Annotated in this window: 20 protein-coding genes; 10 read left to right on the top strand and 10 right to left on the bottom strand. The window is 69.0% G+C overall.

Translation table 11 applies throughout. From position 1 onward, the window contains the following. Positions 1-4: 4 nt before the first annotated feature. Entirely contained in the window at positions 5-1084 is a 1080-nt protein-coding gene (gene mraY, locus H0264_RS34305) for a phospho-N-acetylmuramoyl-pentapeptide-transferase (RefSeq protein ID WP_181581381.1), read from the bottom strand. A gap of 288 nt (positions 1085-1372) precedes the next feature. Between mraY and H0264_RS34310 the strand changes: the two genes are divergently transcribed. Next, positions 1373-1873 carry a GNAT family N-acetyltransferase gene (locus H0264_RS34310; RefSeq protein ID WP_181581382.1) on the top strand — a complete coding sequence of 167 codons (501 nt, stop codon included), beginning with the start codon at positions 1373-1375 and terminating at the stop codon, positions 1871-1873. 3 nt (positions 1874-1876) lie between these two features. Here H0264_RS34310 and H0264_RS34315 read toward each other — a convergent pair whose 3' ends face one another. Next, positions 1877-2437 (bottom strand): EF-hand domain-containing protein, encoded by a 561-nt coding sequence (locus tag H0264_RS34315; protein WP_181581383.1) that lies wholly within the window; start codon positions 2435-2437, stop codon positions 1877-1879. On the opposite strand from H0264_RS34315, the gene H0264_RS34320 reads away from it, so the two are divergent. The 4 genes from H0264_RS34320 to H0264_RS34335 all read left to right on the top strand — a co-directional run bounded on the left by H0264_RS34320 (position 2430) and on the right by H0264_RS34335 (position 6062). Beyond that, a complete protein-coding gene (locus H0264_RS34320) occupies positions 2430-3692 on the top strand; it encodes a cytochrome P450 (RefSeq protein WP_181581384.1) in 1263 nt (420 codons plus the stop codon). The two genes, H0264_RS34315 and H0264_RS34320, sit on opposite strands and share 8 nt — an antisense overlap. A gap of 175 nt (positions 3693-3867) precedes the next feature. After that, positions 3868-4323 carry a hypothetical protein gene (locus tag H0264_RS34325; RefSeq protein ID WP_181581385.1) on the top strand — a complete coding sequence of 152 codons (456 nt, stop codon included), beginning with the start codon at positions 3868-3870 and terminating at the stop codon, positions 4321-4323. Between the two features lie 45 nt (positions 4324-4368). Further along, positions 4369-4881 carry a hypothetical protein gene (locus H0264_RS34330; RefSeq protein ID WP_181581386.1) on the top strand — a complete coding sequence of 171 codons (513 nt, stop codon included), beginning with the start codon at positions 4369-4371 and terminating at the stop codon, positions 4879-4881. Positions 4882-4886: 5 nt separating this feature from the next. Continuing rightward, positions 4887-6062: an MAB_1171c family putative transporter gene (locus H0264_RS34335; RefSeq protein ID WP_181581387.1), complete on the top strand. Its 1176-nt coding sequence runs from the start codon at positions 4887-4889 to the stop codon at positions 6060-6062. Positions 6063-6194: 132 nt separating this feature from the next. Here H0264_RS34335 and H0264_RS34340 read toward each other — a convergent pair whose 3' ends face one another. The 5 genes from H0264_RS34340 to H0264_RS34360 all read right to left on the bottom strand — a co-directional run bounded on the left by H0264_RS34340 (position 6195) and on the right by H0264_RS34360 (position 11283). After that, a complete protein-coding gene (locus tag H0264_RS34340; RefSeq protein WP_181581388.1) occupies positions 6195-6746 on the bottom strand; it encodes a DinB family protein in 552 nt (183 codons plus the stop codon). Between the two features lie 20 nt (positions 6747-6766). After that, entirely contained in the window at positions 6767-7621 is an 855-nt protein-coding gene (locus H0264_RS34345; RefSeq protein ID WP_181581389.1) for an alpha/beta fold hydrolase, read from the bottom strand. Next, on the bottom strand, positions 7622-8782 hold the full coding sequence (gene hsaA / locus H0264_RS34350) for a 3-hydroxy-9,10-secoandrosta-1,3,5(10)-triene-9,17-dione monooxygenase oxygenase subunit (protein WP_181581390.1): 1161 nt from the start codon (positions 8780-8782) through the stop codon (positions 7622-7624). 241 nt (positions 8783-9023) lie between these two features. Then, a complete protein-coding gene (locus H0264_RS34355) occupies positions 9024-9317 on the bottom strand; it encodes a hypothetical protein (RefSeq protein ID WP_181581391.1) in 294 nt (97 codons plus the stop codon). 457 nt (positions 9318-9774) lie between these two features. Beyond that, the gene (locus H0264_RS34360) at positions 9775-11283 is read right to left on the bottom strand and encodes an FAD-dependent oxidoreductase (protein ID WP_181581392.1); all 1509 of its coding nucleotides are present in this window, start codon (positions 11281-11283) and stop codon (positions 9775-9777) included. 167 nt (positions 11284-11450) lie between these two features. Here H0264_RS34360 and H0264_RS39110 point away from each other — a divergent pair, with 167 nt between their 5' ends. The 3 genes from H0264_RS39110 (at position 11451) to H0264_RS34375 (ending at position 16054) form a co-directional block, all read left to right on the top strand. Then, on the top strand, positions 11451-13850 hold the full coding sequence (locus tag H0264_RS39110) for a PEP-utilizing enzyme (RefSeq protein WP_181581393.1): 2400 nt from the start codon (positions 11451-11453) through the stop codon (positions 13848-13850). Between the two features lie 143 nt (positions 13851-13993). Then, positions 13994-14917 carry a tyrosine-protein phosphatase gene (locus tag H0264_RS34370; protein WP_231084443.1) on the top strand — a complete coding sequence of 308 codons (924 nt, stop codon included), beginning with the start codon at positions 13994-13996 and terminating at the stop codon, positions 14915-14917. 132 nt (positions 14918-15049) lie between these two features. Beyond that, a complete protein-coding gene (locus tag H0264_RS34375) occupies positions 15050-16054 on the top strand; it encodes a glycoside hydrolase family 172 protein (RefSeq protein WP_181581394.1) in 1005 nt (334 codons plus the stop codon). Between the two features lie 76 nt (positions 16055-16130). On the opposite strand, the gene H0264_RS34380 is transcribed toward H0264_RS34375, so the two are convergent. Continuing rightward, positions 16131-16847: a DUF8020 domain-containing protein gene (locus H0264_RS34380; protein WP_181581395.1), complete on the bottom strand. Its 717-nt coding sequence runs from the start codon at positions 16845-16847 to the stop codon at positions 16131-16133. A 311-nt stretch (positions 16848-17158) separates the two neighbouring features. Between H0264_RS34380 and H0264_RS34385 the strand changes: the two genes are divergently transcribed. Both H0264_RS34385 and xylB read left to right on the top strand, forming a co-directional pair. Then, positions 17159-18199 (top strand): zinc-dependent alcohol dehydrogenase family protein, encoded by a 1041-nt coding sequence (locus H0264_RS34385; RefSeq protein ID WP_244976035.1) that lies wholly within the window; start codon positions 17159-17161, stop codon positions 18197-18199. A 30-nt stretch (positions 18200-18229) separates the two neighbouring features. Then, complete coding sequence (gene xylB, locus H0264_RS34390; protein ID WP_181581396.1) at positions 18230-19618, top strand: xylulokinase; 1389 nt, start codon at positions 18230-18232, stop codon at positions 19616-19618. Positions 19619-19841: 223 nt separating this feature from the next. On the opposite strand, the gene H0264_RS34395 is transcribed toward xylB, so the two are convergent. Together H0264_RS34395 and H0264_RS34400 are read right to left on the bottom strand one after the other, a co-directional pair. Next, on the bottom strand, positions 19842-20018 hold the full coding sequence (locus H0264_RS34395) for a ribbon-helix-helix domain-containing protein (RefSeq protein WP_220139898.1): 177 nt from the start codon (positions 20016-20018) through the stop codon (positions 19842-19844). Between the two features lie 96 nt (positions 20019-20114). Then, positions 20115-21599: an FGGY-family carbohydrate kinase gene (locus tag H0264_RS34400; protein ID WP_181581397.1), complete on the bottom strand. Its 1485-nt coding sequence runs from the start codon at positions 21597-21599 to the stop codon at positions 20115-20117.

The raw sequence follows: 21599 nt of genomic DNA on the forward strand, positions 1-21599 counted from the left end.
GGGCTCAGAGGTGGTCGGTGAGGGATAGGTGCTCGCCGTAGAACAGCATCAGGCCGACGGCGGCGGAAATGCCCGCCAGGAGCCAGAAGCGGATGGTGACCGTGGTTTCGGGCCAGCTGCTCAGTTCGAAGTGGTGGTGGAAGGGGGCCATCTTGAACAGGCGGGTGCGGCGGGTTTTGAAAACGGCGATCTGGAGGAAGACGGAGAGGATCTCCGTGCAGAAGAGAGCGCCGATGACGGCCATGAGGACTTCGGTGCGGGTGGTGATGGACAGGCCGGCGAGCAGGCCGCCCAGGGCCAGGGAGCCGGTGTCGCCCATGAAGATCTTGGCGGGTGCGGCGTTCCACCACAGGAACCCGATGCAGGCCGCAGCTGCGGAGGCGCAGACGAGGGCCAGGTCGAGGGGGTCGCGGACGCTGTAGCAGCCGACGCCGGGGCGGGTGGCGCAGGCATTGGTGTACTGCCAGAAGGTGATCAGCACGTACGCGCCCAGGGTGAGGGCGACCGATCCGGCGGCGAGGCCGTCGAGACCGTCGGTGATATTGACCGCGTTCGACCATGCCACCACGAGGAAGCAGACGAACACGATGAACAGGATCGGAATGAACGACAGCCAGATATCCCGCACGATCGAGAGGTGACGGCTGGCCGGCGTGAGCCCGGTACTGTCCGGAAAGCGCAGTGCCAGCACCCCGAAAATGACTGCGGCACTCAGCTGTCCGATGTACTTCCCGGTCGCCGTGAGCCCCAGATTGCGCCGTTTGTGCAGTTTGATGAAGTCGTCCAGAAACCCCACCACCCCGAGCGCGGTAGCCAGCCCCAGCACCAGCAGCCCCGACGCGGTCACCCCCGGCGCGTCGTACCGCAACCCCAGCAGATGCGACCCCAGATACCCCGCCCACATCCCCGCGACAATCGCGATCCCGCCCATGGTGGGCGTCCCCCGCTTGGTCTGATGACTTCCGGGCCCCTCCGCCCGAATCTCCTGCCCCAGCCGCTTCTTGGTGAAAACCCGCACCAGCACCGGCGTCAGCGTGATCGACACCGCTAGCGCGAACATCACCGCGAACAGAATCTGCCTCATCCGCCCACCTCCGAACCGCCCGGCCGCGCAAACGACCGAGCGCATAGTGCAAACCCGTCAGATGTTAGCCAAGTGCACGAAAAACGCAGGTGCTGAATTCCTCGCCGCAGGCAACAGCCACACGGCAGTCACCACCACTTCGGCAATCCGTTCCGCTGCGTTACGCCGCTGCCGTATTCCCGGCGAGGCCGCGGCCGGGCAGCTTGCCGAGTACGGTCGAACTGCCGCGAGCAAGGCCCGCCGCGCCACTGGTCTGCGGCGACCTCCTACTACCGCTGGTGAGGCGAGATGCGTGAACTGGTTGTGCCCACGGTTCGGCTGCATCGGGCGTGGCTGGAGGCGCGGGCGGAGTGGGGGCCGGGGTTGCATGAGGATGGGTTCGGGTTGCGGGCCGCCGATGAGGTGGAGTCGGCGGTGGGGTTCGGGATGTGGGTGGGGCGATTGCGGTGGGAGGAGGATCGGTCGGAGGAGGGTGGGGGGCGGTGCACCTATCGGTGGATTGTCGAGGACGGGCGGGTGCTGGGTGGGATCGCGTTGCGGCACAGGGACAATCGGTACGGACATATCGGGTATGGGGTGCGGCCTTCGGCGCGCAGGCGCGGGGTGGCCACGTGGGCGCTGCGGGAGATGCTCGGGGAGGCCAGGGGGATCGGGCTGGGGCGGGTGCTGCTGGTGTGCGAGGCGGGGAATGCGGCTTCGGCCATGACCATCGAGCGGAATGGGGGCGTGCTGGAGCGCGAGCAGGACACCGAACACGGTGTGGTGCGGCGGTATTGGATCGAGTTGTAGGGGTCAGTCGGGGAGGGGGCCGAGGAGCCAAGCGCCCGGTCCGGTGGGGGTTTCGTCGAAGTAGTAGTCGTGGATGGCTTGCAGGAGGTCGTCGGCGGTGATGTAGCCGTCGTGGTCGGTGTCGAGGCGGTGGTGGATGGCGCGGGCGTCGGATTCGGGGAGGTGCATGAGGGCGCCGGTCCAGCGGATGTGGTCGGTGACGGTGAGGTTGCCGTCGGCGTCGGTGTCGGCGATGGCGGTGATGGCTTCCAGGAAGGGGCGGTAGCCGCGTTCGAAGGTGGCCTCGGTGACGAGCAGGCCGTCGGCGAAGGCCCGCTGGTATTCGGGGAGGGTGATGACGCCGTCGGCATTCGCGTCGGCGACGGTGACCAGGTGGTCCCATAGGGCGAGGCTCAGGTCGAGCAGGTGTTTGCGGGCCGGGGAGTCGGGGCCGTGGCCGAATTCGGCGGCCAGGGCGGCGGCGGAGGATTCGAAATCGGAGCGTTCGATGCGACCGTCACCGTCGAAGTCGAAGGTCTGGAAGCGGCGGGCGAGCTTTCGGGCCAGGAAGTCGCTGATGTCCATGGGTCGATTGTGGGCGCAATCCGATGGGGCACAGCGGGATTGCGGAAACATACCGGGCAGCGCACCACACCGGCCGGAACGCCGGGGGATGATGGCGGGCGTGGTGACGCTTTTCGATGAGGGGTTCGCACGGGATCCATGGGATGCGCTGCGGGAGTTGCGGGCAGACGGTGGGGTGCATCGGGTGCGGACGCCGGATGGGCCGCCGGCGTGGCTGGTGACACGGTATCGGGATGTGCGGGCGGGGCTCGGGGACGAGCGGTTGTCGACGAATCTCGTGCACGCCCGGGGCCAGGACTATCGGGGGTTCGCGGTGCCCGCGCCGCTGGATGTGTTCCAGAGCAGTGAGGCGGATGTGCTCGGGCGGCTGCGCGGTGCGGTGGCGGGTGAGCTGCAACCCCGGCGGTTGCGGCAGTGGACCGAGGAAGCGACGCAGGCGATTACAGCGGGCTGGGATGCGCTGGACGGGGCCGCCGCATTCGATTTCGTGGAGCGGGTGGCGGTGCCGATTCCGGCGCTGGTGCTGGGGGAACTGCTCGGGCTGCCGGAGGGTGAGCGGGAACTGCTGGCGGAGTGGGCGAATACCACCCTGCGAGCCGGGGCCGCGCCGCGGGCGCGGGACACCATCGGCATGATGGGGCGGATTCTGGAGGGGGCCAAGACCTTCGGGCAGCAGGAGTCCGGGGCGACGATGCTGGGCCGGCTGAGCGACGGGCGATTGAGCGATGGAGAGCTCACCGGGTTGCTGTTCTATCTGCTGTTCGTCTGGTACGAGGTGGTGGTGGACCTCGTTTCCGGTGCGGTGCTGGAGCTTTCGGCGCGGCCGGAGCAGCGGGACGCGTTTCTGGCGATGCCGGACCGGCGCTCGGCGGTGGACGAGCTGCTGCGGTATCTGTCACCGCAAGTGCTGGCGGGGCCGCGATTCGCGGTGTGCGACATGGAGATCGGCGGGGCGAAGATCGCCGCCGGGGAGACCGTGCTGCTGTGCCTGGCCGCGGCCAATCACGACGATGAAATCTTCGAGCGCGCAGCGGAACTGGAGGTGCGGCGCGCGCACAATCCGCATCTGGCGCTCGGGCACGGGATGCACGCCTGCGTCGGCACCGGCCTGGTGCATCCGATCGCGGCGGCCGTGCTGGAGCAGGCGTTGCGGCGCTGGCCGGACCTGCGGGTGACAGCCGGGAACGACACGCTCACTTGGCGATCCGGTTTCCGCCATCGCGGCCCGCTCACACTGCCGGTGCTGGTGACGTGAGAGAAACTGTGATGGGGCGAACGACTCTGGTCGCCCCATCCCGCTTCATGGCCCTGCGCCGGATGCGCCGCCGCCCTCCCCTTCGGGAGCGACGACGCGGGCGAATGGTCGTGAAGTCGGAACGAGTATATGATCGCGCTCACAGCGCCTGTCAACTGCAGGAGACAAGATCGGAATGGTTGCCACACAACAGCATCCGTTCACGCGTGCGCTGAACACGCTGATCGACGCCATGCATCCGCCGGCCGAACGCGACGACCAGCGGGTGGAGATCACTCACCGGGCCCTCGCCGAGGATATTCACCGGTCCATCGGCGCCACGCTGTCCGCCAACTACCTGTGGAAACTGCGCACCGGGCAGACGGTCAATCCGTCGTTCGAGACCCTGGACGCGCTGCGCGCCTACTTCGGGCTGGACAGCCTCGACCCGCTCACCAATCCGCAGCTCGCCGAGGAGCGCGGCCGTGAACTGTCACTTGTCAACGCGCTCAAGGGAAAAGGCGATTCGGCTGCCCTGGAACTCGTCCTCCGCGACGGCCTCGCACAGGGTATCGTGCGGGCCGAGGCGATAGTGGCGATGTTCGATGTGCTGCAGCGGATCGAAGCCGAGCAACGCGCCGAAGACGAGTGACACATGCGGATCACGCGCTGGGAAGGCCCTGGGGGTAGGACGGTGATGGATCATCGGCGCCTGCGCCGGGAGCTGCGCGGGCTGGGCCTGCCGGGACGATTCCCGGTGGCGCGGCTGGCGGAGGCTCTGGCGCACCGGCGGGGACGGCCGCTGCGCCTGCGCGCGGAACCGCTGCCGGTGACCGGCCTGTCCGGCGGCCTGCTGGTCACCCGCGACATCGATTTCATTGCCTACCAGCGCAATACGACGACACTGCACCAGGATCACATTGTCTGCCACGAGTTCGGGCATCTGCTGGCCGGGCACGAGACCGTGGTCATGACCGGGCAGGACGCGCTGCGTCTGCTCGCCCCGAATATCGATCCGGCCGTGGTGCGGCGCATGCTGGGCCGCAGCTGCTCCTCCGAACGCGACGAGCAGGAGGCCGAGCACATCGCGGATCTGCTCATGGCACATCACATCTCCAGTTCCGCACCGCACGCGGAGTGGGTGCTGCCGGAGACCGCTCCCGCCGATGTGCGCAACCTGCTCGACACCCTCGGACCAGGACTCGACTGATCACCGTGCCGTTCGCCATTCTCTACGGAAGTATCGGCGCCCTCGCCGTTTTCGCGTTCGCCTGGCGGCTGGTGCTGGCCGCCCGGGCGCCGCACAGCCCCGCCAAGTGGGCGGTTGCCGTCGCGATTCTCTGTGCCGCAATCGGTTTCGAAGCGGCGGTGCCGCAGATCTACACCTGGATCGGCGAGACCAGCGGCGTTGACAATCTGGCCTCGCTCATCGTCTACAGCGCGGTCGCCACCGCCGTGCTGTCGCAGCTGGTGTGGACGGCGTACCTGCTGGACCCGGCTACCGGCAAGCCGCGATTGAGCGGCCGCGCGGTGATGGCCGTGAACACCGCGGTGGTGATCGTCATGGCCGCGCTGTTCTTCGCGGCCCCGGTGCACGACGGCATCCACCCCACCGACTTCGACCATCACTACGCGACCGAGCCGCTGGTCGACGCCTTCCTGGGCATCTACCTGCTGGCCTACACGCTCGGTCTGGCACGCATTATCGTGCTGTGCCGCGGCTGGATTCCGCAGGTGCGCGACCAGCTGTGGCTGCGGCGCGGCCTGCGGCTGCTGGTGGTCGGGTCGGCCATCGCGATCGGCTACAGCATCGGCAAGACCATTGCCATCACGTGCAGCTGGCTCGATATCCCCGCGCACAAGCTGAATACCGAGATCGCCCCGGCCTTCGCCAGTCTCGGCGCGGCGGTCATGCTCATCGGATATCTGTGCCCGGCGGCGATTCCGAGCATGATCCGCACCTACGAGCACGCGCGGGCCCTCCCCCGCCTGCGCCCGCTGCTGTCGGCGCTGCGCGAGGCGATTCCGGAGATCGCCGAGACCACCGCCGGGACCCCGCGCGTGGGCCGGGATCGCGTGTACCGCAGTGTGATCGAGATCCGCGATGCGCTGCTCATTCTGCAGCCGCAGCTCACCGCCGAGGTGACGGCGGCGGCCGAGCTGCTGGCCACGGAACTGGGTGTCACCGGCGAAAAGCGGGCGGCGACAGTCGAAGCGGCCCGCATTGCGGCTGCGGTGCGCGCCCATCGCGCGGGTGGCGGCGCGACCGGATCCGGAGAGCGGTTCCGGGAGCCCGAGCATCCGTCCTTCGAAGGCGAACTGCGCTGGCTGGTAGCCGTCGCCGCCGCCTACCCGGCCGTGCTGGCGGCGAAACAGACTGCCCCCAAGTAAATTTCAGCGCCAGGTCCGAAAAACTTCCGGTGAATCAGGACCTGACGATCTTGGAAGTTGGCGCTATCCTTTGCGGTGCGGGTGCGGTGTTCGACATCCCCTTCGTCGAACACCGCAGCCGTCCAATCGATCTCAGGACGCTTTGTTGTCGAACGGCGCCTGATACCCGGTCGCACCGTCGATGCGTTCCCGCAGCAGGTCAGCGTGCCCGTCGTGGCGGCCGTACTCCTCGATCATGTGCAGGTAGATCCAGCGCACCGAGACTCGCAGGCCCGGCCGCGCCGGATGCTCGACGACCAGATCCAGCGGAAGCTCGGCAACCGCCTTGTCCGCCAAGGCGATTTCGGCAAGATAGCGCTCGTAATCGTCCTCGGCCGACTCGGGCAGCGCATCGTCGAAATCGCCGTCCGGATTGGATTCCGAGCAGTAGATGTAGTCCAGCTTCTCCCCCGCCGCACAGATGCGGAACCAGCCGCGTTCGTCCTCGGAGAGGTGCCGGATCAGTCCGAGCAGCGACATCGACGACGGTTCCACCGCACGCGCGGCCAGGTGAATTCCATTGAGCCCGCTACATTTCCACAGGAATATGGCGCGACCGCGCTCGAGCAGCGAATTCAGCAGCGCACGCTCGGCACCCAGGCGCGAGTGCTCCGGAAGTTCGATCGCGGGCGCGGTCCACGTCATACCGCCACTGTAGCCAGCGATTACAACCCGTTGTGCAGGAAGTCGACCACCGCGCGTTCGAAGGCGTCCTTGCGTTCCACCATCACCCAGTGCCCGCAGCGGGAGAAGATCCGCAGGTCCACCCTGGGGATCTGGCGGGCCGGCAGCAGCGCGCCCTCCACCGGGCAGACCCGATCGTCGCGGCCCCACAGCAGCAGCGTCTCCGCCCGCAGGGTGCGCAGGCGCGCCCACAGGGGCAGGGCCTCAGCCATTTTCGGGTTGTAGAAGGTCGCGTAGGCGTCACGCAGCGCGGCCTGCGCGGCGGGGTCGGCGGCCAGTTTCAGCCGCTGCTCGACCAGTTCCTCGGTGAGGGTGGCGGGGTCGAACACCATCGACTTCAGGAAGGCCAGACCGCGTTCCGGGCTGGGCGCGGCATTGAACTCCATGAGCCGGCCGATGCCCTCGGACGGTTCGGGCCCGAGCACATTGACGCCGACGCCGCCGGGGGCCATGAGCACCAGCCGGTCCACCCGCTCGGGCTGCTCGAGCGCGGTCATGGTGGCCACCGCGCCGCCCATGGAATTGCCCAGCAGATGCGCCTTTTCGAGTCCGAGCTCGTCGAGCAGGCCGAGTACGGCGTCGGAGGCGATGCGCAGATAGTTGCGGTCGTACACTTGCGGCCGCTCGCTGGCTCCGAACCCGGGCTGATCCAGGATCAGGCAGCGGAAGTGGCGGGCCAGCACCGGCAGGTTCGCGCCGAAGTTGGCCCAGCCGGAGACGCCGACGCCGGAGCCGTGCAGCAGCACCAGCGCGGGCCCTTCGCCCGCTTCGTGATACCGCAGTTTGTGCCCGTCGACGGTGAGCCGGCGGGCGGTGTTCTCCGCGGTGAAGGTCATCTACAGCATCCGATCCGTGACTTCGAGACCCATGGCGCCCTTGCCGAACATGGCCAGCGCCCGCTCGACGTCATTGATGGCGTGCACGCTGCCGGCGTGCGCGTCGCGCCAGTGCCGTTCGATCGGGTTCGGCCGCCGGATGGAGTGTCCGCCGGAGTTCTTGAACAGCAGATCGATTGCCTCCAGCGCACGTTCGGTGCCGCGCACCTGATCACGCCGGGCGCGCAGCCGGGATTCGAACGGAATCTCCTCTCCCGCTTCGGCATAGCGCAGCTGCTCGGAGATATTGCGCTCCATCTGCAGGATGGCGGCGTCGATTTCCGATGCGGCCCGGGCGATCCGGACGTGCGCGAACGGATCCTCGGACACCTTCTGCCCGCCGTAGGACAGCCGCACCCGCTCCCGCTGCCGCTCGATATGCGATTCGTACGCGCCCTGCGCCGCACCGATGATGGGCGCGGTGATGGTGTTGGAGAACACGCTGCCGAACGAGATCTTGTACAGCGGAGCGGTATTGAGCTCCTGCCCCGGCCCCACCAGATTGGCCTGATCGGCGGCGCTGTAGGTGCGATACCCCGGCACGAACGCCTTCTCGATGACGATGTCATTGGAGCCGGTGCCCGACAGCCCCGACACATTCCACACGTCCTCGATGACGTAATCGGTGCGCGGCACCAGCACGGTGTAGTAGTCCATGCCGTTCTCGGTCGGCACCAGCGCACCCAGGAACACCCACTGCGCGTGATCACACCCCGACGAGAAGCTCCACCGCCCCGAGATCTCGTACCCGCCCTCGACCGGCTTCAACTTCCCGGTCGGCGCATACGACGACGACACCAGCGTGTCGATGCTCTCGCCCCACACGTCCTGCTGTGCCTGATCCGCGAACAGCGCCAGCTGCCACGGATGCGCCCCCAGCACCGACGCCACCCACGCGGTAGACGGGCACGCGGTAGCGATAGCCCGAATCACCTCATAGAACGCGACCGGCGACTCTTCGGCCCCACCGAACCGCACCGGCTGCAACATCCGGAACACCCCGGCGTCGATCAGCTCGGCAATGCTGGCATCGGGCACCCGCCGCTGCTGCTCCGCCTCGACCGCCCGTTCGCGGATGGCGGGCAGCAGATCCCGAACCCGATCGAGCACCTTGTTAGTCATGCGGCCGATTCCTCCTAGTGCGATGGTTCTTGCCATCGACGCTATGGGCCGCACCCACCCCCGCCCCGGAAAAGTCCCGGTCAACGGAACCCCGATCCCGCTCCGGCGCTCGGCGGGTCTCGCCCGCCCGGTTACGGTCGCCGCCCTCGGCTGTCAGAGTTCGCGGCCCGGCGTTGGGCGGCGCGGTGGGTGAGGGTGCCGAGGGTTGCCGCGCACTGGTCTCTATCGACGGTTCAGGAATTTAGAGGACTTCTTCCTCTTTTTGCTCGTTCGTTGCGGTGCTGGGATTCAAGGACGTTGCCAGATCAATGCGAACCAGCGATTCGAGGCGCTCCATGATGGGCTGCACAACGGCGATCCCGCAGGCACAGCGCATGCCACCAACGATCCGGGGCCCATTGTCCGGCGGTGTGCTGAAGCGCATACCCGGGGCAGTGACCGGTAAGTTGCGACGGCACGGGCTCGACCGCGAGGCCACCGCGACGGAGCGAACCCGGAAAGCGGCGTTGAACGGATTCGTGTTGTCGCTGGACACCGAACGACTCGACCAGCTCGCGGAAGGAACCGTCCAATGCACGCGGCGATCGTGATTCTCCTTGCCTGGGTGGCGCTCTCGTTCCCAGCCGCACTCCTGTTGGCACGCATGATCCGGCCACCACGCGCCAAACCCGGTCTCACGAGCACACTTCCGGCTTCCGAACACCCGCACCGGGCGCTACCGGCTACACCCCCGTACATCGAATGAGGATGTGTTTCCTCACCAACCACGCCCGCGTCACTCCCTCAACCCACCGCTGTTCGCGGCAGGATTCGTCTCAGCGGTGGCCGAGTTCGACGGCCATGCGGGCGGTGATGGTGGTCGCCACGATCGACCCAGATTCAGCGCGGACCCGGCCCACCAGCGCGGCGCCCGCGTCGGCGGGCTCGGTGGGATGTCTGCACCGCCGGTGTCGAGGGCGGGGAATTCGACTGTTCCCGACCGGGATTCGTGGTCAGGTGTGGCGGGCGGCGGCGGTGCCGGCGCGGCGGCCGAAGAAGGTGCCGTCGCCCAGGGACGTGCCGGAGATGTAGCCGAAACCGTGTAGGCCGTTGGCTGCCCGGCCGGCCGCGAAGAGACCGGGGATGGGGAGGCCGTCCTGGTCCAATACGTGGCCGTCGAGGTCGGTGTGCAGGCCGCCGAGAGTGAAGACGGAGGCGCCGGTGCCGCGGCGGTCGCCGGACTCCGCGGGCGGGCGGACTCCGGCCTTCACGTCGATGGCGGCCAGGGGCGGGGTCAGGGGGCGCAGCCAGCGGGGGGACTTGTGATGGTCGAGATCCGCACCGGCCGTGGCGAATTCGTTGTAGCGGGCAATGGATGCGGTCAGTGAGCCGACCGGCAGCCCCGTCGACTGCTCCAATTCGGAAGGTGTTTCGGCTACGTGGGTGGGCTGGACGCCCCAGCGCTGCGGCTCGGGGACGTCCTCGAAACCCTCCTCGTCGACGATCACCCAGACTGCGGTGTCGTCACCGGCCCAGCTGCCGCCCATATTGTTTCGGTAGAGGGCGGCCTGGCCGATGCGGCCGGGGTAGGTGTCCTCGTTGATGAAGCGGCGGCCGACCGCGTTCACCACCATGCCGCGCGCGGCCAGGCCGGGGATCAGGGACATGCCGACCTGCCCGGCGGACATGTGCCGGACCGCCGCGCCGAGGGCCTGCGCCATGCGGATGCCGCTGCCGTCGTCGGTGCCCGCGCTGACCTTGGTGTGGCCCAGCAGCTCCGGGGCATGCGCTTCGAGCATGGCGTCGTTGTCCACGAATCCGCCGGTGGTGAGGACGACGCCGCGACGGGCCCGGATGGCGAGTTCCCGGCCGTACCGCCGGGCGACGGCACCCACCACCGCGCCGGCCTCGTCGGCGATCAATGCCGTGACGTAGGTGTCGAAAAGTGTTTCCGCACCGGCGGATTCGGCCGCCGACGACAGGCACTCCATGAGCAGCTTGCCGCCGAAGTCATTGGCGGTCGGCCGATGCCCGCGCGGGGCGGGAGCGGCCGATTCCGTGAAGGGCCAACTGTTCTCGCCCAGCCACATGAGCCCGTCGTCGGTGGGCGGCACCCAGGTGGGTGCGTCCCACATGGTCGGCTTGAACGGCACGCCGCGATCGCACAGCCAGTGGAAGTGCTCCACGCTGCCCGCGCAGTACTCGCCGATCTTGGCCGCGTCCGCACCGGAACCCAGGGCCGCCTTCAGGAACGCGGCCATGGCTTCGGGCGTGTCCTCGAATCCGCAGGCCGTCTGGATCGGGGTGCCGCCGCCCAGGTAGATCTCGCCCCCGGACATGGCCGACGCCCCGCCCGCCCCGCCGGCCCGGTCCACCACCAGCACCTGTGCCCCGGCGTGCGCGGCCTCGTAGGCCGCCGACGCGCCCGCCGCCCCGTACCCGACGACCAGCACATCGGTCTCGATGTCGTAGTGGCTCACCTCGCCGGCCGCCCGCGGCGTCACCGGATTCCGCACTGTCATACCTCGACGGTGCCCGCTGGACCCGCCTGGACTTAGCGTCCCATCTTGCTGAGCGACTCCGAGATCCCGTTGATCGGGACTGCGAACCATCACGCGGTCCGGTAGTGGTGATGGTGTGTGAACGGCGTCACGTTGGTTGGGACGCCGCACGAGTTTGAGGAGAGTCGATGCGGATTCTGGTCACCGGAGTCACCGAGCCGAGCGGACGGTCGGTGGCGCGCATGCTGCTGGCCGCCGGTCACGAGGTCACCGGCCTGGACCGGCAGCGGCACCGCTACGTCGACCCGCGGGTCGCGGTGACCGTCGCGGACCTGTCCGACGCGCGGGCGTGCGCGCAGGCCGTGGCGGGTGTGGACGCCGTGGTGCATCTGGGCGGGCCCGCGGTGGCGGCGCTCGCGAAGGCGGCACGGGAGGCCGGCGTACGGCTGGTGGTTCCCGTTGCGGCGGGCCAGGATTCGGCGGTCGAGCAGGCCTTGACTGCCAGTGGCGCGGACGCGCTGATCGTGCGCACCGCACTGGTGGCCGGACGCCGCGTCGACGGAACCAGCTGGCGCGCACTGGAAGCCCTGACCGCCTCGCGTGGCGGCGAGGGCATCCAGGTGCTGCACTTCGACGATCTGGAACGGTTCCTGGTGCTGGCGGCGGTCTCGCAGCGCGGCGGCGTGGTGGAATTGGCCGCGCCGGGTGAGGTGTCCGCCGACGAGGTGAAGCGCATTCTGCGCGACACCGGCGTGAAATACGCTGCGTGGCTGCCGAAGTCGTCGAGCGCCCGCGCCCGGGTGGATGCCGCCGCGGCCCGCGACGAGTGGGGTTTCCGCTACGGCTGGACCGCCCAGGAGGTGGTCGCCGACACCGCGCGCGGCCTGCACGGGCGCAAGGCCACCGGCTCCGGGTTCGCCGACCGCCGCGGCGCGATCCCGCTGCCCACGCACGTGGTGCCGCAGAACGCGCCCACCTCCGACGGCTACACGCTGAAAGCCGCCGCGCCGGAGGGCCTGCAGGGCGAGTTCGACGATCTCATGGACGACCGCATCCCGGTGTTCACCGCCACCAACACCTCCGAGGCGCTGCCCGGCCCGCTCACCCCGCTCACCATCGACCTGCAGGCGGGTGCCATCCGGCTGGGCAACGAGGCCATGGGGAACATGATCGCCATCGAGGGAATCGCGTTGGAGCACTGGGTTTCCCGGGTCACCGGCGTGCTCGGCCATCACATGTACATCAACGCGTCCATCGGGGTGTTCTCCGCGGAGAACATGCCCGGCTGGGACGAGGAGAGCGTGCGCCGCGACGTGTACGGCGCGATCGGCGATGTGGAGTTGCACCCCAAGGGCCGTCCGGCCATGCCGACCGGAATGGCCAAGCGGGCGGGCACTTTCAAGGCCATGGGCCGGGTCGCCGCCACCGCCATGAAGTACTCGAAGACCGCCGAGCTGATCAATGCCGCCTCGCACGCGGAAGCCCTTGACCGCGACCGCATCTCGGAGCTCACCGACGAGCAGCTGCACGCCCGCGCCCTGCTGTGGCGCGACCGGCTCAACCAAGCCTGGCAGGCCGCCTCCATCGGCGTCATGATGACCGGCGCCGCCACCGCCGCCCACAAGGGCGAGGTGAAGATCGACCTGGAACGGCTGGAGTCGGCCAAGACCATGCTGGCCGTGGAACGCCTTGCGGCCCTGTGCCGTAAGGACGCCGGACTGCAGGCCATCGCCAAGACCGGCGATGTGGCCGCGGCCCGGGAGAAGTCGCCGGCGTTCGCCAAGGCCCTCACCGAGGAGCTGGCCCGCATCGGGCACCGCGGCCCGGGTGAGTGCGAGCTCATCAACGCCACCTTCGGCGACCGTCCCGAACTGCTGGTCACCGCCGCCGGTCGGGCCGCGGAAATGCCCGCGCCGCACCGGGATCCGGTGCCGGAGCCGGCCAGCCGCACCGCCAAGATGGCGGTCGGCGCCACCGTCTACCGCGAGCGCGCCCGCGATGCCGTGGTGCGCGTGACGAACTGCCTGCGCCTGGCCACCCAGGAGCGGGCGGCGCGTCTGGTCAAGGCGGGCAAGCTCACCGAGATCGAAGACTCGGTCTTCCTGACCCTCGACGAAATCCTCTGGGCTCCTGCCGATCTGAAGGAGCGCGTGGCCCGCCGCCGCGCCGAGCGCACCAGGTTCCAGGCCGTGCGCATGCCCGATGTGGTGAACGGCGCGTGGGAGCCGGAGGAGATCTCCGGTGCGCTGGAGGTGGGCGGCACCCTCACCGGTCTGGGCGTGAGCCCCGGCGTGGTGGAGGGCGTCGTGAAACGCGTCCTGACCCTCGACGACGACATCGAACCCGGCGACATCCTGGTCGCCTCGGTGACCGACACCGGCCACACCGCCATGTTCGCCTACGCGGGCGCGGTGGTCACCGATATCGGCGGCGCGGCCTCGCATGCCGCCATCGTCGCCCGCGAATTCGGCGTGCCGTGCGTGGTCGACACCAAGATCGCGAGCACCTCGCTGTCGGATGGACAGCGGGTGCGGGTGGACGGCGCGGCGGGAACCATCACCCTGCTGGCCGACGCCGACGCCGACTGAGACCACTCCCCCGCCATTCCGGCGCGGGGTGCGTCACCCCCACGGAGCTGCCCCAGGGCACGCGCCGCGATGGCGCGCGCCCGCTCCGCCGCAAGCCCGGGCCGGGATCCCCCTTCCCCGGCCCGTTATGAAAGGAACACCCCGTGACGATCTCGCGCGCCGCACGCGGCACCGTGGCCGGTATAGCCGCCGCGCTCATCGCCTTCATGCCCGCGGCGGTCACCCCCGCCGCGTTCGCGAATCCGGCTGTCCCCGTCTTGCAGTCGCCCCAGAAGGGCGATTCGCTCAACCTGGCCACGGCCCCCAATGCCCGTGATATCGGCGGCTACCCGACCCAGGGTGGCGGCGGCAAGCTCAGGCACGGCGTGGTCTTCCGCACCGACGCGCTGAACAAATTGACCGCCGCCGAACAGCAGCAGTTGGTAACGGCGGGCGTCACCAAGGTGATCGACTTCCGCAGCCCGACCGAGGCCGGGCAGAATCCGGACAAGCTCCCGGGTTCGATTCCCGCGCAGGCCCTTCCGGTCTACGATCCCGCGAACGATTTCTACCTGTTCTTCGCCAAGGCCGTCCAGGGCGGCCCGGAGGTGCAGCAGCAACTTCTGGGCGACGGCAAGGCCGCGCAGTTCATGCAGGACTACAACCGCTGGATGGTCACCGACGCGACTTCTCGCGCGCAGTTCGCCACCGCGTTCAAAGAGATCGCCAACTCCTCCGGCCCGATCCTCTACCACTGCACCGCAGGCAAGGACCGCACCGGCTGGATGACCGCCATCCTCATGAGCGCCCTGAATGTGCCCAAGGGCCAGATCTACAACGACTATCTGGCCTCCAACGACAATCTCGCCGCCGGCAACCAGGCGATCCTGGACGGTCTCGTCGCCAGCGGCCGGGTCACCGATCCGTCGCTGTTCGAGCCGGTGCTCGGTGTCGACCGCAGCTACCTGGACGCCGCCTTCGACCAGGCCGAGCAGTCCTACGGCTCGATGGACGGTTTCATCACCAACGGCCTGGGCATCGACGCCGCCACGCTCGACAAACTGAAGGCCAAGCTGCTCGACAAGTAGCGGCTGAGCCGTTGCGCGAGTGACGGCTTCACCGCTGTCCATCGAATGCCGACGCCGTGTGGGACGGCGTCGGCATTCGTGTGTCCGGGCTCGTCCTCGGGACACGCGGGCGTTGTACATGCGAAAATTCGCATGGTGCAGGAGATCTGGCATCTCGACGGGCGGCGCACCCGCTCCGTGAGCGCGGAGAACCCGACCGGCGAGCCCGGTGCGGGCGGGCGGGCCATAGCCGGGACGGGCGCTTTCGCCGCCGCCGGACTGGGCCGCGGCTGGAAGGTTTCGCCCTCGGTGGATCTGGCCCCGGGGGAAACCGTCACCCTCGCAGACCTTTCCGGGCCGGGCGTCATCCGCCACATCTGGCTCACCACCGATCGCACGCTGCTGCGCGATTTCACGCTCCAGATCTATTGGGACGGCGCGCTGGAGCCGGCGGTGGCGGTGCCGCTGGGCGATTTCTTCTGCAATGCCTGGCCGGAACTGGCGCTGGTGAACTCGCAGACGGTGGTGGTCGCGCCGGCGGGCGGGCTGAACAGCTACTGGCCCATGCCCTTCCACACGCACGCGCTCGTCACGCTGCACAATGGGGCGCGGCATACGGCGCCGGTGTACTACCAGATCACCTATCTCGAAGAGGACGTCCCGGCTGCGGCGGGCACGCTGCACGCGCGCTGGCGGTGCAGTGATCCGCTCGGGTCACCGGCCGTGCATCCGATCGTCGAAATCACCGGCGGGCCCGGCCGTTACGTGGGCACCTATCTCGCCATCGAACCGCGGGTGCCGGGCTGGTGGGGTGAGGGCGAGGTGAAGTTCTATCTCGATCAGGACGCCGAGTTCCCGACCATCTGCGGCACCGGCACCGAGGACTATTTCGGCGGCGCCTGGAACTTCGACCTGGACGGGTCGTATCGGCCGTATTCGACGCCGTATCTGGGGCTGACGCAGGTGGAGCCGCCGGATCGGATCTATGAGCCGCAGCAGCGATTCGGCATGTACCGCTGGCACATTCCCGATCCGATCTGCTTCGACGATTCGCTGCAGGCGACCGTGCAGGCGCTGGGCTGGCGCGACGACGGCCATTATCTGCCGCTCGAGCACGCGCACATCGCCACCACCGCGCTCTGGTATCAGGCCCGCTGACACGGGAAACGGCCCCGGGGGTGGTCCCGGAGCCGCGTGTCCCGTTCCGTGGCAGAGGTTTCCCTGATGCTCTGCCCTACTTCTTGCCCGGGGTCATGCCGGAGTTGATGGTGGTGAAGTACTGCACGGCAGCCAGGATGGCGACCGGAGCGGTGATGAAGATCTGGCCGATCAGGGTGCCGAGGAATCCGACCGCGCCCATGCCGGCGATGCAGCCGAGAACGCCGCCGCCGACCACGCCGACCGGGAACATGGCGGCGAGCGCGGTTCCGGCGACACCGGCGCCGGCGATTCCGCCGAGCACGCAGCCCAGGCCGGCGCCCGCGAGACCGCCGACGAGGGTGCCGATGGTGGCGCCCATGGAGATGGTGGAGGTCAGTCGGCTCCAGGCGGCCTGCTCACGCTCGTAGTCGGTCTTCCACGGGGCCTGGTCCTCGTACGGCAGCGCGACCGGCTTGTACACCGCGTGCGCGGTGTCGAACTCGGGGGTCAGGGTGGCGGTGTTGCCGGAGATGTCCGCGGCGATCGGGAACTCGAATTCGTCCACGCGGAACTTCAGTTCGGTGCCGGCGACGGTGTCGCCGTTGGCGGCCTTCACCTTGAAGACGCCGTCCTCGACGACCAGCGATCCGGCGTCGGTGCGGATGACCATGTTCTTGTCGGTGGTGGTGGCCGCGTAGTTGATCACGCCGTTGTCGGCGGGAGCGACGGGCTCCGCGTGCACGGTGCCGGCGGTGATGCCCAGGGCGGCGATCGCGAGCGCCGCGGGGGCGGCGAATTTCCTCATCAGCATTTTTTGGGGGTTCCTCTGTAGCGCAGACTGACCAGTCTTGATCAGGCGTCCAGAGCGTTACCGTCGGAAGCGAACGGTTGGTGACGACGAAGGGAACTGCTCCGTAGGGGTTAGCGAACGGACAGCAATCACAACGGATTCCGGCCCGCGCCACCCGCGCACCTGTGCGCGAGGCCACTTCCGGACCGGACCCGGCACAGCGATTCCCCACCCGCGCCCCCATTCCCGCCCCACCGTCTCCCTATTCGCCCGCCCCCGCCCCTATCGCCACCCGTAATGCAGACGAAATCCGACATGCCTCGCGATTGCTATTGGGTAAAACGCACCAGGCGAGCGGCGTTGGGGTGCATGGTATTTCTATGCGCGCGTTGCTCGTCGAGAAGCCTGGACAGTTCTCGATCGAATCCGTTCCCGATCCGACGCCGGGCATCGGGGAGGCAGTGATCAGGGTCGACGCGGTCGGGATATGCGGTACGGATATCCATATCGTGGAAGGCGAATTCCCGCCCACGCCCTATCCGATCGTTCCCGGGCACGAATTCGCCGGGGAAGTCGTGGCACTCGGTGCGGATGCCGCGGGTGTGCGCGTCGGTGATCGCGTCGCCGTCGATCCCTCGTTGTTCTGCGGCAGATGTCATTACTGTGCTATCGGTCGCGGAAATCTTTGCGAGAACTGGGGAGCCATCGGCGATACCGTGGACGGCGCCATGGCGGAATTCGTGAAAGTTCCGGCCGCCAACTGCTATCGACTCCCCGGGCACGTGCCCTCCGCGCACGGCGCGCTGGTCGAGCCACTGTCCTGCGCGGTGCACGGATTCGACGTGCTGCCAAGGCAACTCGGCACCCACTACCTGGTCTACGGCGCGGGCACCATGGGTCTGCTCATGCTGCAACTGGCCATCGCGGCGGGCGCGGCCTCGGTCTCGGTGGTCGACACCAATGCCGATCGGCTGGCCGTGGCGCGCACGCTCGGCGCGGATGCGGCCACCATTTCCGCCGACGATCTCGATCGGCCGCAAGGCTGGGAAGTCGTGATCGAATGCAGCGGAACGATTGCCGCCATGGAAGACGGCCTGTCCCGGGTGCGCCGCGGCGGCACCTATCAGCAATTCGGTGTCGCCCCCGCGGCGGCGCGGGCGGAGATTTCCCCCTTTCGCATCTACAACGACGAGATCACCATCGTCGGCTCGATGGCCGTGCTGCACAGTTTCGGCCGCGCCGTCGATCTCATGGGCGAAGGCGTCATCGACGCGGAAACCATGATCACGCACGATTTCTCGCTGCACGAATTCGCCGATGCCGTGCGGACCTTCCGCGCGGGCACCGGACGCAAAATCCAACTGCATCCCTGACGGGCGGCACGAGAAGACAGGTAGGGACCAATGACGGTCGTTGCCGGAGTGGACTCCTCCACACAGTCCTGCAAGATCGTGGTGTGCGATGCCGACACCGGAACGGTGCTGCGGCAAAGGCAGATACCGCACATCGACGGGACCGAGGTGCCGCCGTCGGTGTGGTGGGAGGCGCTGCGCCAGGCCACCGATCGCATGATGCGGGATGTGGAGGCCATCGCGGTGGCCGGACAGCAACACGGGCTGGTGGTGCTCGACGCCGCCGGGCACCCGGTGCGAGATGCCCTGCTGTGGAACGACACCCGCTCGGCCGAGGCCGCCGCGCAACTCGTGGCCGAACTGGGCGGCCCGCAAGCCTGGGCGGACGCGGTGGGCAGCGTACCGCTGGCCGCGCACACCGTGGCCAAGCTGCGCTGGTTCGCCGATCACGAGCCCGAGCTCGCCGACCGCACGGCACGGGTGCTGCTGCCGCACGACTACCTGACCTGGTTGCTGCGCGGCGGCGATCCGGAGACCGCGCCCACCACCGATCGCGGGGACGCCTCCGGCACCGGGTACTGGTCGCCCGCGGACGGGAACTACCGCACCGATCTGCTGTCGCTGGCCTTCCGCGGGCGCAGTCCCGAACTGCCCAAGGTGCTGGGCCCGGCAGAAGTGGCCGGGCACACCCCGGGCGGGCGGCTGGTCGCGGCCGGCACCGGCGACAATGCCGCCGCCGCACTGGGTTTGGCCATCGAGGACAGTGACGTGGTGGTGTCGCTGGGCACCAGCGGCACGGTGTTCACCCGCGCGGCCGTGCCCAGCGCCGACCCGTCCGGGGCGGTGAACGGGTTCGCCGATGCCACGGGGGCGTTCCTGCCGCTGGTGTGCACGCTCAATGCGGCGCGCGTGCTCGATTCCACCGCGACGCTGCTCGGCACCGATATGTCGGGGCTGGAAGTGCTTGCGGCGCAATCACCGGCGGGCGCGGACGGGCTCACGCTGCTCCCCTACCTGGCCGGGGAGCGCACGCCGAATCTGCCGCACGCCACCGGCAGCCTGCACGGGCTGCGGCCGCACACCATGCGACCGCATCATCTGGCGCGGGCGGCCATCGAGGGGATGCTGTGCAATATCGCCGAGGCGTTCGACCGGCTGCCCACCACCCCGCGCCGCATTCTGCTCATCGGCGGCGCGGCGCGCTCGCGGATGATCGCGCATGCCGCCGCCACCATCTTCGGCATGACGGTCACCGTGCCGAGTCCGGGTGAGTACGTGGCCCTGGGAGCCGCACGCCAGGCGGCCTGGGCGCTGCGCGGCGGCCCGCGCCCGCCCCGCTGGCCCGCGCCGCACGCCACCGAATTCCATTCTGTCGCAACGGGAATCGGGGCGGCGATCAGACAGCGCTACGCCGAGATCCGAGACCTGTACTACGCCTGACCGGATCCCGCCGACGTCTACCTTCACTCGTCATCCCAGTATGCGCGGCTCGTCATCCCGGCATGCTTTTGGCCGGGATCCACACGGGCGAGCGCTGCACCCACTGTGTGGATCCCGGCCAAAAGCGCGCCGGGATGACGGGGGGCGTGGTTCACGGGGCGTGCGTGGTTCACGGGGCGTGGTTCACCCGGCGGTCGTCGGAACGGGCTCGCGGCACACGGCGCTAGCTGTAGACCACCGGTTCGCCGGTGACGAATTCGTCCCAGGCGCGCTGCCGGTTCATGTACGTGCGGAGGGCGTCGCGGACGATCTCCTGTTTGGAGCGTCCCTCCACCACCGCCTGCGCGACCAGCGCAGCTTCTTCGTCCTCGCTGAGCCGCAAAGTCCATGCCACCGGCAAGTAATACCACCTTGCGGGCGCGATGTCCCACCGTTCACCGAACGGTCGCAACAGGTGGAATCGGCGTGAACGGCGCGGCCGGTCCGCCGGCGACCGTCACGGCCGGCCGCGGGCGGCCCGATGCTGCTCGGCGGCCAGGAAATGCGCGGTGTTGCGGGTGGATTCGTACAGGTCGCGATAGTGGCGGTAGTAGGGCTCGTAGTGGGCGGTGCGGGCCGGATCGGGCTCGACCGTGGCGATGATCGGATTCCAGGCGGCGGTGTCGAGGCCGACCGACTCGGCCGCGAGCCGGGCATTGCCGAGGGCCGCGCCGACGGTGTCGGCCGGAAGTTGTTGCGGCAGACCGGTGATGTCGGAGACGATGCGCGTCCACAGCCCGCCCTTGGTGCCCCCGCCCACCGCGACCAGCCGGTGCGCCCGGCCACCGGCCGCGGCCATGGCCTCGAGATTGTGGCGCACGCCGTAGCCGATCCCTTCCAGAACCGCGCGGTAGAGGTCGGCGCGCTGATGGGTGAGGGTGAGTCCGGCGATCAGGCCGCGGGCATCGGGGTCGAACAGCGGGGTGCGCTCGCCCGCGAAGTAGGGCAGCACCAGCAGGCCCCGGCTGCCCGGCGGGACGTGCGCGGCCTCGTCCACCAGTTCGCTGAAATCACTGCCGGTGAGGGTGCGCAGCCAGTCGGTGACCGCGCCGGAGGTGGCCATGCCCGCGGCGGAAGTGTATGTGCCGGGCCAGGTTCCGAGGGTGGTCCACAGGCCCGGATGCGGGCGGGGCGCGGTGAGCACCTGGGTGAGGAACATGGTGGTGCCGTACATGACCATGGTGTCGCCGGGAGCGCGCACCCCCACACCGGCGGCCTCGGCCCAGGCGTCGATGGTGCCCGTGGTGACCGGCAGCCCGGCCGGAAGCCCGGTGGCGGCAGCGGCTTCCCGGGTGACGCGGCCGACCACCTCCGCGGGCCAGGCCAATTCGGGCAGCGTCAGGCCGGGGGCGACGGAATCGGCCCAGTCGGTGGCCCATGCGCCCGCCATGAGGTCGTACATGGGCACGCACTGACTGGCCGACTGATGGTCCAGCACATAGCGTCCCGTGAGCCGATACACCAGGAACGAGCTCGCCATGAGCAGCATGCGGGTGGCCTTCCACACCTGCGGTTCGTGCCGGATGAGCCAGCGCAGCTTCGGCCCGACCGCCTGGCTGGTGAGCGGCGAACCCGACCGCTCCAGCACGGTGTCCGCGCCCAATTCGTCTTCCAGTTCGGCGATCTCGATGCCGGCGCGGGTGTCGACCCCGTACAGGATGGCCGGGCGCAGCGGGCGGCCGTACCCGTCGGCGGGCAGCAGGCACGGCCCGATGCCGCTCACCGCGAGCGCGTCGATCGGCTCGCCGTCGGCCGCCGCCACCAACTCCCGCGCGATGGCCACGAAATCCGCCCACCACACCGACTCGGCGTCGTGCTCCACCCAACCCGGTCGCGGTGTCGAAACCCGATGCGGCCGTTCGGCTCTCATCTCCACCATGCCGTCCCGGTCGACCAGGACGCCCTTGGATCCGGAAGTTCCGATATCGATGCCCAGCAGCAT

This window comes from Nocardia huaxiensis (assembly GCF_013744875.1).
Lineage (GTDB): Bacteria > Actinomycetota > Actinomycetes > Mycobacteriales > Mycobacteriaceae > Nocardia > Nocardia huaxiensis.